Annotated in this window: 11 protein-coding genes; all 11 read right to left on the bottom strand. The window is 62.2% G+C overall.

Annotation, left to right across the window (positions count from 1 at the left end; all coding sequences use genetic code 11):
* Position 1 precedes the first annotated feature (1 nt).
* A complete protein-coding gene (locus tag KHO49_RS13055) occupies positions 2-1,288 on the bottom strand; it encodes a hypothetical protein (RefSeq protein ID WP_110596279.1) in 1,287 nt (428 codons plus the stop codon).
* A gap of 13 nt (positions 1,289-1,301) precedes the next feature.
* A complete protein-coding gene (locus KHO49_RS13050; RefSeq protein WP_110596278.1) occupies positions 1,302-2,249 on the bottom strand; it encodes a hypothetical protein in 948 nt (315 codons plus the stop codon).
* A 66-nt stretch (positions 2,250-2,315) separates the two neighbouring features.
* Positions 2,316-4,742 (bottom strand): hypothetical protein, encoded by a 2,427-nt coding sequence (locus KHO49_RS13045; protein ID WP_213665112.1) that lies wholly within the window; start codon positions 4,740-4,742, stop codon positions 2,316-2,318.
* Positions 4,743-4,754: 12 nt separating this feature from the next.
* Positions 4,755-5,942 (bottom strand): hypothetical protein, encoded by a 1,188-nt coding sequence (locus KHO49_RS13040; protein ID WP_110596276.1) that lies wholly within the window; start codon positions 5,940-5,942, stop codon positions 4,755-4,757.
* Complete coding sequence (locus tag KHO49_RS13035; protein ID WP_213665111.1) at positions 5,921-7,366, bottom strand: alkaline phosphatase family protein; 1,446 nt, start codon at positions 7,364-7,366, stop codon at positions 5,921-5,923. Before KHO49_RS13035 ends, KHO49_RS13040 begins: the two co-directional genes overlap by 22 nt.
* Positions 7,356-8,594, bottom strand: coding sequence for a metabolite traffic protein EboE (gene eboE, locus KHO49_RS13030; protein WP_213665110.1), 1,239 nt, complete (start codon positions 8,592-8,594; stop codon positions 7,356-7,358). The genes KHO49_RS13035 and eboE overlap by 11 nt, the downstream gene beginning before the upstream one ends.
* Complete coding sequence (locus KHO49_RS13025) at positions 8,591-9,475, bottom strand: TatD family hydrolase (RefSeq protein ID WP_102865272.1); 885 nt, start codon at positions 9,473-9,475, stop codon at positions 8,591-8,593. Before KHO49_RS13025 ends, eboE begins: the two co-directional genes overlap by 4 nt.
* A 54-nt stretch (positions 9,476-9,529) precedes the next feature.
* Positions 9,530-10,297: an EboA domain-containing protein gene (locus KHO49_RS13020; RefSeq protein ID WP_102882391.1), complete on the bottom strand. Its 768-nt coding sequence runs from the start codon at positions 10,295-10,297 to the stop codon at positions 9,530-9,532.
* A complete protein-coding gene (locus KHO49_RS13015) occupies positions 10,294-11,178 on the bottom strand; it encodes a UbiA family prenyltransferase (protein ID WP_213665109.1) in 885 nt (294 codons plus the stop codon). The genes KHO49_RS13020 and KHO49_RS13015 overlap by 4 nt, the downstream gene beginning before the upstream one ends.
* Positions 11,175-13,058: a 3-dehydroquinate synthase gene (locus KHO49_RS13010; RefSeq protein ID WP_213665108.1), complete on the bottom strand. Its 1,884-nt coding sequence runs from the start codon at positions 13,056-13,058 to the stop codon at positions 11,175-11,177. Before KHO49_RS13010 ends, KHO49_RS13015 begins: the two co-directional genes overlap by 4 nt.
* 765 nt (positions 13,059-13,823) lie before the next feature.
* Positions 13,824-14,372 (bottom strand): cysteine hydrolase family protein, encoded by a 549-nt coding sequence (locus tag KHO49_RS13005; protein ID WP_102882388.1) that lies wholly within the window; start codon positions 14,370-14,372, stop codon positions 13,824-13,826.
* Positions 14,373-14,425: the final 53 nt, after the last annotated feature.

Here is a 14,425-nt window from a genome sequence, read left to right as displayed (position 1 = left end):
TCTATTCCTTATCCTTGGTGACGCTGCTGACCGGGGCTTGGGCGAATCTGAACAGGAAGGAGAAGTCGCTCTTGTACTGGCTGTTGAGCGGTGCCGCCATGGAGTGGCAGTTCATGCAACTGCTGTTGGGCTGGATGTAGCTTTCCATGGTGACGTTGGCCGAAAGCGACGGCGTTGGCTGCCCCAACGGATTGCCGGGGTTGTCCGGCGACTGTGGGCGTTGGGTGGTGATCAACTGGTAGTACTTGAACACGCTCTGCTGTACCTGCGGATCGCTCTGGTACTGGGTATTGATCTGCTGGGTGACGTCCGTGATCGGGGTGACCCGGTTCAGCGGGTCAGGGGTGCTGAAGCTGCTACCGGGTTTGGGCGTACAGACCATCTTTCCCGCCTGTTGCTGCCACAGGCACGGGGACTGGTTGAGGCTTTCGGCGGGCGCCTTGGCGTTGAAGTAGGAGTAGAAAATCCCCGAGGCCGGTTGGTCTACCCAACGGCCCCCCAGCTGGGTCTTGGGCGGCACGTTGTCGACCTGCTCGAAGGTTGACCAGATCCACTGCGGGAACCCCTCCACCTTGCTGATGATGTGCAGCCCCACCAATCCCAAGTTGGCCTCGGTGGTGCCATTGGGCTGTCCCTGGCTGTCGAACTGGGTGACCAATGCCTTCATCGTCAGATAGCGGCTGCTGTCGTCGGCGCTGGTGAGGATGCGCCAGCTGCTCTTGATCTCGCCGGCGTTGTTGGGAAAACCGATGTTCTTCGCGGCATCGACGACCACCGCGTTGTAGAAGTCGTTAGCGACGATGTAGTTGTAGGAGACCTCGTTGGCGGCGATGTCGTAGTAGGTCGGGTTGCCGCGCTGATCAATCAGCCAGCCGCCCACCGCCTGGTTGTCCGCTTGCACCACCTGAGTGTTCTTGACCGCGGCAATGTTGATCAGGCTGAGGTTTCTGCGGGGCAGTTGCGAGTTCCAGGGGCCCGGATTCTTGGCCCCGGGGAGGAAGGTCTCGCTGACGCTCTTGTAGGTCTGCCACACGGTATCGCCTGGGCTGCCCAGGGGCTTGCTGCAATCGGCCACTCCGCGCTGTCCCGCCTGGGCCGGCCAGTTCAGGTTGATGAACATCTGCCAGCTGTATTGATCGAAAGCCTGCTGCGAGGCGCCGGCGGCAGGCACCGTGGCTGTGGGTGGGCAGCTGGTTTGCGCCCCCGCTGCACTGGGTTGCAGGGCGCTGGCTTGCTGGCTGCCCAGGCCAAGCAACAACAGGGCGGTGAAACGGCTCCAACGGTTCATGAGGCTGCTCCTGTTACTGCGGGGTGGGTGAAAGTTGGTTCCACTGTGGCCGTGCACCGTTCTTCAGCGATGGCGGTGGCGTGAAGAGCTGGCAGTCAGGCGGGTTGGCCGGGCACATCTTCGCCACCTGGTCCCAGGTCTTGGCCGGGTCCGGCTTTGCATTGCTCCAGTTGCGGTAGTTCTGGCTGACAATTGGCGCGTTGGCGACGCTGGCATCACCGGAGAAATAGAACGACTGCGGATGTTGATAGGCCGGTTGGCCCGGACCGTCGCTGGTGGCCTGCTTGTAGAAGGCATAGCCGAAGAGGATGGGGGGGCTGCCTTTGCCGGGTTTGAGCTCCAAGGCGTAGGCCTGCACGCTGCCGTCCAGATGCTGGCTGCGGGCGGCGCTGTAGGGCAGGTGCTTGATGAAGTCCCGGCGCGGCGGATGGTTCATGGGCGAGAACAGGCAGCAGGCCGGCATGTCCTTGGGCCGGTCCTCGGGGTAGGTGAGGAAGTAGGCCTTGTTACCCAGGGAGACAAAGGAGCAGGTGTAGTTGTTGTCCTTGATCGGGAAGATCGGCAGGCAGTATTTCTCGTAGTGCTCCATCATCGCCCCGGAGCCGTCACCGTCGGCCGGGACATAGTCGTTGTCGTAGTAGCTGCTGCCCTGGGACACGGTGTAGTCGGCAGGTTGCAGGGTGCTGGGCGGGCTGCTGTAGGGCGGCGGGTTCTTCTCGTAGTTGGCGGTGACCCGGTACATGGTCCAGTCACTGACCCAGGTTGCCGGATAGAGCGGATCGGTCGGCTCGCCGGCCTTGCGCTTGATCACGCAGTTGTTGTTCAGGGCATTGCAGCCCTTGGTGTTGTGCACGCCCATGTTGAAGTAGACGTTGTCGGGGTATTTCTGGGCCCACAGTGTCTGGCTGGCGCACAGCAGGGTGGCGGCCAACAGCAGGCGCTTGAAGAAACTGGCGTTCATCTGACTCTCCTTTGCAAAGCCGGGCGACCCAGGTCGCCCGGTGTTCCAGTGCATGGCCGTTGCGGCTCAGCCTTGCTGATAGTCGTCGAGGTTCAGCGGGGTCGGCGGGTAGCCGGTGCTCACCAGGTCCTTGGCCCAGATTTCCAGCACCTGGCGACGGCTCTGCGGCAAGTCCCGGGTGATAGGCATGGCCAGGGTGCTGGCCTCCTGATACTCCTTGCTGATCAGTTTGATGAACTGCTCGATCGCGCCCTCAATGCGTTGCAGGGAGTTGAGCGGCATGTACTTGTTCATGATCGGGTAGAGGTAATAGAAGGGCTGGAGGATTTGCGGAAAGATGAAGCCGTTCCAGATCCGCACGTTGGCGTCGTCGAACTTGCACACGCCGTTCCAGTAGTCGATGAAGTCCTTGAGCATCTGCGGTTCTTGCGGCAGCACCCGCAGCGGCGAAAGGAAGTCGGTGAAGGCACCGGTGTAGGAGAAGCTGAACGGAATCCCTGTCGGATCGTCCTGGATGAAAAACCGCACAGTGGGGAAGCCCGGCGCCACGGCATGCACCGTCAACTGGGCAATGCCGTCGGCATTGGTCTGGATGCGGGTCAGGCTGTAGTTCACGGTGGCACCCATGCCGGCGTCATTATCCAGTGTCCCGCTCATCGCTTGCGGGTTCTCGAACCTCAGGCAGGGCCTCAGATCGACAGCGGCCGGGGTTTTCAGGAACTCCTGATAGGTGATGGCGCTGCTGACCGGCTCATCGCACGCGGAACCCCTGACGATCATGGCACTCAGGCTCCTGCCACTGCCCTCCCTTAACAGGCTCGGATGCTGCGAACCGCCGATGAACTGGGGCATTCCCGGCTTGTTCTTGGCACGTGCTTTGGGATAGTCAGTGATCAGCACGAAATCCGCCGGGTTGCTGAACGCCAGGTAGTAGTTGCTGGTGGTCAGCATGAAGGCGTTGTTGTACTCGGCGACCCACAAGGTGGTGCCGGCCGGCGCGGGCGTACCGTTGTTTTGCACCATGATGTTCAGCGTCCGGCTGTCACCGACGTCGATGAAGCTGCCGCTCTCGATGACTTCCGCGGTCCACATCTGCTGTTCGGCGGCGATGGTGTCCGTGCCCTTCAGGCGCAGTGCCAGGTTGCCGTTTTTCAACAGGGCTTGGGCGCTGGTATCGAGGGGCAGGTCCAACAGGCCGGAACGCTTGTCAAAGGCGCTCTGCTGATACTGCTCATAGCTGACGCTGGTCAGGGGCTCGAAGTTGCCGCCCTGCTGGACCCCCAACTCAAAGTCGCCGACGTGGAACTTGGCGGCGACCGGAACAGCGTTGTTGCGGCCATCCAGATCGGGGGCGGCCGGGCCGTCATGGACGTCCGGGTAGATCGGAAAGGTATTGCCCAGGTCCAGAGACAGCGTGTCGCCATGGAGCTCGGCGCTGATCACGCCCAGATTGACCAACTGTTCATCCGCATGGATCTGCGTATCGTCCGGGACCTTTTTGTAGAAAGGCACCGAAGTCTTAGGCACGAGGCGCTGGCCGGCCGGTGCGGTGGGGAACTCATTGGCGAACCACAGGCCCAGGGTGCCGGCGGTGCGGCTGTAGGCCGGGTTGAAGAAGGTTTCGGTCGGGTTGTCCAGGCCCATTTGATAAAGCATCTGCAGCCTGGACATGTCCCAGGGCGCCTGGGAATGGCTGTTGACGATCTTGAAGTCGTTGAACAGGCCGTTCTTGTCATAGACCGTCAGGTAGGTGGTGAACCTGATCATCAGGCCCTGGGCGTTCTGACTGAGCATTTCATCCTGCAGGTTTTTCAACAGTTTTGAGTCGCCGATGACCCATTCCAGTTGGTCCTTGGGAAAGCAGGTCTGCCAGGTGGCAGTGACGTAGACCAGGCCGCCAAAGGCGCCCCAGTTGAAGTCGAGAAAGCGGTTGAGCATGCGGTACGTGTGTTTCAGGGTCAGGCCACAGGTGGCGTCACCGAGCACCAACTTGTCGAAGTACAGGGCGGTGAAGGTGTTCTGCCAGGGGCTGACGTCGACGAAGCGTGCGGCGGTCGGGGTCGGGTTGCCGAAGGAGTTGCCCAGCAGTTGGTAGGACTTGTTGATCAGCGGATCGCTGTCGATGTAGCTGTCGACCTTGGATTCCCCGCCGATGATCACCGAGCGCAACTGCTGGTAGTCCACGGTGCCGCAGGCGTTGTCGCCGAACAGATCCCACTCGGCGGGAATCATCGGGTAGTTGTTGGGATCGCCGTTGGTGGGCACCTGCAGCACGTAGTCCGGGACGTTCTTGTAGGCCAGCGGCGTGATGCCCCAGGGCATCAGCGTTTGCGGGGCATTCTTGTCGTTGATCCCGTACCGGTTCAGGAAAGGCCAGTTCATCTGCATCTTCACCGCGTCGTATAGCGGCAGCACATCGTTGTTGTTGAAGGTTGGCGGGTTCCAGAACATGAAACCGTTGAGGTAGATCCGTGGAAAGTTCAAGACGCTCATGGGCTGCTCTCCTTAGCGTTTCCACTGGGCGCGTTTGAGCGACCAGACGTAATCCAGTTTTTGATAACCGACGAAGTCTTTGTCCGGCAGTACGCTGGTGGGGTAGAGGATTCCGCCTGTGTGGTCGATGTTGAACGAGAAGAAGGTGTTCTTCTTCGTCGAATAGGCCGCCGTGCTGTGGCAGGCCAGGCACGATGAGGAGCCTTGGAACGCCGACTCCAGTTGGGAGTTGGCCAGCAGCTTGGGTTCGGCACGGTTCTGGTCGTACTGCACGCCGATCAGTTCGTACTGGGCCAGGTTCGAATACTGCTGCTGGAAGCTGGTGTTCACCGGTTTGGCCGCCTCGGTGGGGCCGGTGATGTTGGTCATCGGCTTGGGTGGGGTGTCATTGGTGACGGTGTACTTGGGATTGTTGCGGTTTTCGAAGGTGGTCCAGACCCAGTCCGGGGTCAGCTTGTTGATCACATGCATGCCGCTCAGGGCGGCGTAGCCCACCTGATACTGGCCCGTGCTGTCCACGTAATAGGCCTGGGAGATGTAGTACCCGTCCTGGGTCAACAGGGCCTTGAAGTCCTGGTCGGTACCGATCCAGAACCAGGAGGTTTTCAGCTCCCAGGCCGTGTCCGGGAAGTCCAGGTTGCTGGTGAGCTTGGCCAGGCCATCGCGGTTGTAGATCTTGTTGGCGACGATGTAGTTGAAGGTGTCTTCGCCCATCAACAGGTGAAAGCGCACCAACTGTTCGTTTTTCGACGGTGGCACCGGTGGGCCGCTGCGCATTTTCAGAGCCAGGCCATCCACCTGCTGGATGCCGTTCTGCGGGCTGCCTGGCATGTCGTTGCCGAGAAACTGAAACAGCCCTTTGGGGTCCATGCCCTGCTTTTGTGCCAGTTCCGGTACTTCGCTCGGCAGGTTTTCATGGTCGGAGTAGGGCAGGGGCTCGGCCCCCTTCAACAGGTAAACCTGATCGGAAGGCTTGAACGTTTCCCAGACCCGATTGTTGTTGCGGCTGGCATCCGGCTGGTTGAGGCAGACAAACCAGTTCCAGGCCATGGTTTCCGGGCTCTGCTTGAACGTCGCCAGGGTGGTCGTGGGGTCGTCTGCGAAGGTCAGGAACTTGTTGCAATCGAAGGTGTTCGGGCTCTGTGCCTGAGCGAGACCGCTCAACACACTGAGTACCGCTATAGGGATGGTTCGCCGCATGGAATCTCCTTGGCTTGAGCCGTGTCGTCATAGGGGCGCCCTAGGAAATGCTCTAGGAGCAGGTGCTTTACCGCAGTGGCCGGCAGATGCTCCGGCAGTGGTAAATCGCAATCGGTGATCAATAGCGGCCCCACCTCATCGTTGCTCGGCAAGCGTCCGTGGCTGCCGCGAATCAGTCGGGTGTCCAGGGGAATCAGGTCCATGTAGTAGCGAAAGCCGAGCTTCTTCTGCAGCAGGCGGCGGGCGACCCGCAGCTTGGGAAAGCGGATCGCCGGATCGATGAACAGTTCCAGCGGGTCATAGCCCGGCTTGCGGTGGATATCCACGGTGCGGGCGAAGTCCGGGGCCAGGCGGTCGTCGAACCAGTAGTAGTAATCGAACCAGAAGCCCGGGGCGGCCACCGCCACCAGCTCGCCGCTGCGCGGGTGATCCAGCTGCCAGGCCCGCTGTTCGGTTTTATCCAGCACCTGCTCGATGCCCGGCTGGCGCTGCAGCAGGGCCTTGACCCGAGCAATGTCCCTGGGCTGGCGCACGTAGACGTGGGCGATCTGATGGTCGGCCACGGCAAAGGCGGCACTGGCGCCGGGGTCGAGCAGCTCCCAGCTCAGGGAACGGCGTACTTGCAGCAGGCCCTGTTCCCGTAGCACGCGGTTGATGGAGATTGATTGCTGCACCGCTTCGATGCCGTATTCGGAAACCAGCATCACCGCCGCGCCTTGTTGCTGGGCAAAGTCCAGCAGGCGCCCGACTTCATGGTCGATGGCCCACACTTCGTCGCTGATGGACGGATGCTCGGGCCCCAGGCGTTGCAGGCTGTAGTCCAGGTGCGGCAGGTAGATCAGTTGCAGATCGGGGCGGCTGATCTGGAACTCGGCGATGGCGCAGTCGACGATCCAGCGACTGGAGGCAATGCCCGCCGCCGGGCCCCAGAAGCCCGGAAAGGGAAACTCGCCAATCTGCCGTTCGATGCGTTCGTGCAGCCCGGGCGGTGACGAGTAGAGGCCGAACATCTTGCGCCCGTCGGCTGGGTAGTGGGGGCGTGGCGTAATGGCGGCATCCACCTCGGCGTACATGTTGAACCACCAGAACAGCTGGCTGCAGCGCAGGCCGGGGATCTCACGTTGCAAGGTCTGCCAGACCTTTTCACCCTGGATCAGCGCATTGGGCTGCAGCCAGAAGCGCACTTCGGCCTGATCGCGGAAATACCAGCCGTTGCCGACAATGCCGTGTTGCGAAGGCGGCAAGCCGGTGAGGATCGAAGCCTGTACCGTCGAGGTCACGGCCGGGAACACCGGGCGCAGCCGGGCCATTTTGGCCCGTTGCAGCAGGGCGTTGATCCGCGGCGTGGCCGGGCCCAGCAAGCTGGGGGTCAGGCCGACCACGTTGATCAGCAGCAGGGGCTGGCGCAGTGCTTCAGAGGGCATGGGCTGGCGCCTCCATGGGGGACGATTGCCCATGCAGCAAGTGCCGCTGGCGCAACTGTTGTTCAACCCACTGCAGCTCTGCGGCAATGCCTTGGAGCAGGGCTTGTTCGGTGTCCGGACGCAGGGTGCCGGGCAGTACGTTCCAGCTGTAGGTCTCGACTTCCAGCACCGGCTGGCACTGCGGATGGGCGGCGAGAAAGTCGAAGGTGCGCATCAGGGCCTGCTGGCTGCCGTTGAGCTCTGGCAACAGGAACTGTTCACTGAACAAGGGCACGTGAAAGTGAATGCGCAACTCGGGGCACTGGCCCTGCACCGGTTCCACCGCCTGCAGTGCCTTCGGCAGGTCGGCCCAGGCCAGCAGTTGGCCTTTGCGGTCACGGGCTTTCACCTGATGCAGGTAGGTGGCTTCGGCGAAGTTGCCCAGGGCCTGCAGCACCTGCTCGCGGCGTGCCAGGTCCGTCACCGGCAAGTGACAGATCAGTGCATTGGACAGTTGGATCTTGCCCACCGGAATGCGCGCCTGCAGCAGCCGTTGCAGCGATTGGTAGCAGTCCTCGAAGACCACCGCCTGGTGGCAGACGTCGAAGCACAGCGCCAGGTATTGATGGTGGGGATCGGTGGCTTTCCAGCGCTGAAAGAAGGCGATGGCCTGATCGGTGTTTTCCAGTACGCAGTCCGGCTCCATCTCCAGGCACAGCAGGATCTTCTTACCGCTGCGCCGATGCAGGCTGGCCAGCCCGGCGGTCAACTGCAACAGCTGGGCTTCGGCCTGTTGTTGCTGGGCGTCGTCCCAAAGGGCGGCGTAACCCAAGGGCACGCTGGAAATCACGCCCTGCGGGCAGTCCAGGGGCAGGGCGGCGGCGAGCAACTCCGCCAGTTGCAGGCTGTACTCCAGGCGTTGCGGTTCGGCCCAGGTCGGTCGGTAGACCTCGGCCTTCACCGCACCCTGATGGAACTGACCGTAGGGAAAGCCGTTGAGGGACGTCAGGCGCATCCCGCTGTCGTGCAACAGCCCGAGGAAGGATTCGCGCACTGCGGGCTGCTGCAGCTCGGCGGCCGCCTGGGCGCTGATCCACAGGCCGCTGTCCTGCACCGCCAGACCACGCTGGCGGCGCACCCCCTGGAAGTGCTGGAGGATCGAACTCTTCAGGCCGGCCACGTCCCGCGCCGGGTGCACGTTGCTGCAGTAACCGATCTGCGCGGCGCTCCAACCGGCCCGGGCGCTCATTTGACCACCGGTTCCTGGCCGCGCAGGGCGGAGTTGTCCTGCCATTGGCGACGCTGGTCGATGGGCAGCGGGGTGCTCACCTGTTGCTTGTCGAGTTGTCCGCTCTGGGCGAAGAAATCCACCGGGTTATGGAACAGCACCTGTTCCACCTGAGCCTCGCTGAATCCGGAGGCGAGCATGGCCTGGCCGGTCTTGGGCACCTTGAGCGGATCGCTGATGCCCCAGTCGGCGGCGCTGTTGACCACCATCTTCTCGGTGCCGTACTCCTTGAGCAGGGCCACCATGCGCTGCTCCGACATCTTGGTGTTGGGGTAGATGGAGTGCCCGCGCCAGCAGTCGCTGTCCAGCACCAGGGGCAGGGTCAGTTCGTTGAGGTGATCGATGATCACCAGATGCTCGGCGATGCCCACTTCACGGATCACCGCCAGGGTGCGCTTGGTGCCGCCGATCTTGTCCCGATGCGGGGTGTGCACCAGCACCGGCAGGTTGAACTGCTTGGCCAGCTCCAGTTGTGCGGCGAGAAAGCGGTCTTCCTCGGGGGTGATGTCGTCGTAGCCGATCTCGCCCACCGCGACCACACCGTCCTTGACCAGATAGCGCGGCAGGATCTCCAGCACCTCGTTGGCCACCGACAGGTCATTGGCTTCCTTGGGATTGAGGCCGATGGTGCAGAAGTGGTGAATGCCGAACATGCTGGCGCGAAAGCGCTCCCAGCCCAGAAGGGTGTCGAAGTAGTCAATGAAGCTGCCGACGCTGGTGCGCGCCTGGCCTTGCCAGAAGGCCGGCTCGATCACCCCGGTGATCCCGGCGGCGGCCATGTTCTGATAGTCGTCGGTGGTGCGGCTGACCATATGAATGTGCGGGTCGAAGTACTTCGGCATGGTGAGTCCCTGATGCAGTGGTAGAGAAAATTGAGTGGGTGCGCCGGTGTCGAATCAGGCGTCGGGTGGCAAGTGCTGGAGCCAGTGCGGTGGCAGTCGTCGCTGCTGGCACAGGTGGCGCAAGCGTTGGCGCTGGGCCTGGCTCAACAGCTCGAAGGCGATGGCGTGGGGCAGCCCGTCGCTGACACTGCGAAACGCCGCCAACTGTTCTTCCATATGCTCCAGGGCCAGTTGGTTGAGGTCGACGCTGTGGCGCTGGGCCAGGCCTTTGACGCGGCCACTGTCCAGGCCCATGCCCAGGGTCTTGAGCAGCAACTGGTGAAAGGCCCGGTCGTGGTAGTGGCGAGCGGGAAAGGGGTTGTCCAGGGCGAGGGCGGCGAACACTTCACGGTTGTTGGTACGTCCTGCCTGGAGCGCCAGTTCGAGGCTGCGACCCTCTGTGTCGAGGTCATCGAGGACCCTGAGCAGTACGCTTTTTTCCTGGTCATCGCCCCACAGAAACAGCTGGCGCAGCAGGGCCAGTTGATCGCCGCCGGCCTGCTGTTCCAGCAGTTGCTCCAGGAGCAAGGCGCGGGCCAGTTGAGTCCGGTTCCAGCCTGGGCTGGCGCTGACCTCGGCGTTGCCAAAGCGACGCTTGCACTGGCTGCTGAGCAGCACCAGGGTGTTTGCCGACGGTTGGCTGGCCAGTTGCTCCAGGGCGGCGTGCCACCAGCGGCGGTTCTCGTCGTCGAGCTGGTCATCCAGTTGGCGGCGGCGTTCGGCAAAGGCCTCATGGCGCATGACGAGCGGGAGCGAGGCGGGGAAAGTGACGTCCATGGTCATGTCGGCTTGATCCAGCGTTGAAGGTGGGGCAGCAGAAAGAACACCAGCACGCACAGCAGGCTGCCCAGGGGTTGATTGGCCAGGGCCAGCACCAGGGCATCGAACAATGGCAGGGCGGCGAGGCCAGCACCGATAAAGGCACGAATCTGCCGCTGTCGCGGGTTGGCCAGGTGGCGCCGGTAGTGCCAGCCCAACCAGCCCAGCCACAGCAGCAGGACCAGCCAGAACACCCCGTTGTCTGCGTAAGCGGCGAGGGCCAGGGGGCTGAGCATCAGCAGCAGCGGCAGGCGGCTGAGCAGTTGGTTGCGATGCTCCAGTCGGGCCAGGTAGGTCAGGCCGGCGATGTAGGTGCCCAGCAGCGCGGCACACAGCCACAGCGGCTGCGGTGGCATGGCCAGGCTGGCGGCGGCGGTCAGGTACAGGGCCGAGCGGCAGCCGCCCATGAGCCAGACGCTGTGGGGGTATTTTTTGTGCAGCAGGTTGTAGGCCAGGATGAACAGCAGCAGCAAGCCGGCGCTGGCCAGCAGCCAATGGGGCTGCGCGATCAGGTGGCTCAGGCCCAGTACCGACAGCGCCGCCAGCAGCAACAGGGCGGCGGTGGCCAGGCTGACCTGAGTCCGGCTGACCAGGCCCAGGACAATCGGCCGCGGGTTCTGATGTTGCTGGTCCCAATCGGCATCCAGCAGGTCGTTGAGCAGCATCCCGGCCAGGTACAGCGCCGAGAGCGCCACCAGCAGCAGGGTCCACACCAGTGGCGAGGGCGGTGCCAGGGTGGTGGCGCTGCTGGCCAGCAACGCGGCGGCCAGGGCGTTGGTCCACACCGTTGGCAGGTTGGATACCCGGCCCAGGGTCAGCCAGGTGGTCAGGGAGGAGTGGCTCATTGGGCGCAGCCTTCGGTCCAGGCGAACTCCGGCCCACCGAAACTGCTCAGACGCAGCAGGGCCTGCTCCATGACCGGCAGTTCGATGTGGTGCACATCGGTGGACTGGCCCAGGCGGTTGAGCATCGGGATCGACAACTGGCCCCCCAGGTGCTGGCGAAACTCCTCCAGCCCCAGCAGCACCATGGAGCGACCCTGGGCATCCTGCAACCGCAACTCCGGCGGGCACAGGTTGAAGCCGAGCTTGTCCAGCAGCTGCAACAGGCGCTGGGTTTCAGCATGGCTCAGCAAACCGGTGGCATTGGCATAGAGCGCGTCCAGGGCCATGCCCACCGCCACCGCCTCACCATGGCGCAAGCGATGCTGGCTGAGGTTCTCCAGCTTGTGCGCAGCCCAGTGCCCATAGTCCAGGGGGCGGCCATTGCCCCGTTCGAAAGGGTCGCCGGCCCCGGTGATATGGCCCAGATGCAATTGCGCACAGCGGAAGATGGCGTAGCGGCTGGCGCTGTGTTCAAAGCTCGCCAGGGCCTCGGCCTGCTGCTCCATCCACTGGAAGAATGCAGCGTCCTTGATCACGGCCACTTTCACCGCTTCGGCCAGCCCGGCGATCTGGTCCCGGGGTGACAGGCTGAGCAGCAGCTGGAAGTCGTTGATCACCGCCGTGGCTGGGTAGAAGGCGCCCAGCAGGTTCTTCTGGGCGAACGCGTTGATGCCGTTCTTGACCCCGATGCCGGCGTCGTTCTGGGCCAGCACCGTGGTCGGGATGCGGATCAGCCGCATCCCCCGATGAAAGGTGGCGCAGGCATAGCCGACGGCGTCCAGTACCGCGCCGCCGCCCAGGGCCAGCACATAGCAGTGGCGGTCCAGGCCGTGTTCAAGCATGTGGGCATACAACTGCTGGAGCACGTCCGGGGTCTTGCTCAGTTCGCCCGCCGGCACCGGGATCGGTGCGGCCTGCAGATGCAGGTCGGCGGCGTGGGCGCTGAAATAGGCGTCGATCTGTTGCGGCAGTTGTGGGCAGCACTGCAGCAATTGTTCATCGATGAACACCAGCACGGTGGTGCGTCCCTGTTGCGCCTGGACCAGTTGCCGGTGCAGGCAGGGATTGTCGGCCTGGAAAATGTGATCGGTGAACAGCACCGGGTAGTGGTAGCTCACCTCGAAGCGTCCTTCCAGAGGATGGTTTTGCTCCATCGGCGGCTGCGCAGCGCGAGGCTTGAGCAGGCTGCGGGCGCCCAGGACCAGCCCCGGCAGCACCATGCTGGCGAGAATGGTCGCCAGCAGTGCGTTCTGCTCCACCAGCAAACTGCCGATGGCGGCGTAGGCCAGGGCCAGCCCGGCATTGGCCAGGGTGGTGACCAGCAGGAACTGGCGCAGTGGATAACGCTGCATGCCCGCGGCCAGCACCGAGGTCTCTGCCAGCACTGGAACTCCGCGCAGGCAGATCAGCGACAGGGTGCTGAGGCGATAGGCCAGTTGCCCCGGCTGCCAGCTCCTGAGCCCCAGCCAGTTGGATAACAGGCGAAAGTAGCCGGCCCCCAGCCAGTAGCCCAGACAGGCTCCCAGGCACAGGCCGATGAAAATCACCAGATAGCCGCCAACGGCGCCCAGAACCGCAACGGCCAGCAGCGCCACCAGGCTGGAAGGCACCGGCAAGAGCACGTCCAGGGCCAGCAGTGTGACCAGCAGCAGAGCGAGGCTGGTGCGTTGCACGGGATCGGAAGGGAGGAAGTTGCCAAGGTGATTCAGCAACTGTTGGATCTGTTGTTCAAACAGCAGGAAGCTGGCGACCACCAGAATCGAAAACAGCACTAACGAGAGCCAGTAATTTTCGGCCGCACCCTTGAATGAAAAAACTCGAGGCAATGAACTGCGCTTCATCAAGCATCCCTCTTGATTAATATGACTAATTCCGTGTCAGTCTCAGCTGGGGCAGGCGGGGGGCGTCCGGTTATTGAACTCCTCGACAGTTCTTATTGGTTTTCTGGCGGCTGAAGAGCACTTCAGTGGCGAGTAGCTATCAACTTAGCCAAGGCCGCTGGATTTGCAAGTAAGGTGATTGAAGTGGCTCGCAAGGCTCTTTTTTGGCCCGCTGGGAAAGTATCGGGTTCGGCTGTTGATACTGTTGCGAACACCCTCCCCAGGGACGTGGTGCAACCTTGTTGCTTGGCTTTAAGGGCAATGAATCCGGGGTGGGGAGTCCTGTTATAGGTGGGTTCTGGCTTTTGTTATATGTTTTATTCGCTTTGGTTATATCGAATTACAGGTAACCGTAAGAAGTAAGCACTGAGATTTATAAGTGTTGATGTTATTAGGCGTGAAGCGACTCTTGGTAAAGCTCAAGGCAGGATTTGAAATAATCGGGGTTAAAACATTTCCATTAGTCAGCTATTGAATGTCGACCATTGTTAATGGCGCCATTTATTTGACCGCTTTGAGTTGTGGCGGCGAGAGTTTGGTCGCAACTAACAATTAGCCCGGATAACAAGAATCATTCGTAAGTAATTCGGGAAGTTGTCTTGTTGGCGACAACAGGCGGTGTGGTGTCCTTGCCTGTGGATATCTGTCTGGGGCAGATCTGCCTGCCCAGACACAAACGGCGGTGAGGCTGAGCTCACCGCCATCGTCGGCGCAGAATGCAAGCGATCAGGCTGCGAGGAACTCTTCGGTGGACAGGACATCGGCGTAGGCGAATGCCAGGGCCGACATCACCGCGCTTTGTACTTGCGCCGCCGGTACTCGCTGGCCGTTGAACTCCAGGTCGAGGGTGGCACAGGCGTCGTGTATCACCTTGACCGGGTAGCCCAGGTCGGCAGCAGCCCGTGCGGTGCCCTCTACGCACATGTGGCTCATGTTGCCCACGATCACCAGTTCATCGATGCCCTGTTGCTGGAGGATCGCCTGCAGCTCGGTTTCCCGGAACGAGTTGACGAAGTGCTTGAGCACCACGGGTTCGTCGGCGCGGTTCAGCACCTTGGGGTGCAAGTGCGCACCCTCGGAGCCTGGGGTGAAAAAGGGCGCGCTGTCGGAGGTGAATTCGTGGCGGATGTGCACCACCGCTTGCGCCTTCTGGCGAAAGGCCTGGATCAGCCTTGCCGCGTTGTCCGCCGCTGCGTCGACCCCGACCAGGGGCCATTTGCCGTGGGCGAAGTAGTCGTTCTGGATATCGATTACGATGAGCGCCTGTTTGGCCATGGGTGTTGCCTCCAAGTGAGTGGATAACCTGGGGCCCAGTATCGGTGGCCCTT

Source organism: Pseudomonas sp. RC4D1 (assembly GCF_018390395.1).
GTDB classification, from domain to species: domain Bacteria; phylum Pseudomonadota; class Gammaproteobacteria; order Pseudomonadales; family Pseudomonadaceae; genus Aquipseudomonas; species Aquipseudomonas danubii.
Note: the sequence above shows the minus strand (reverse complement) of the source record. Positions and strands in the feature narration are given on the sequence as shown.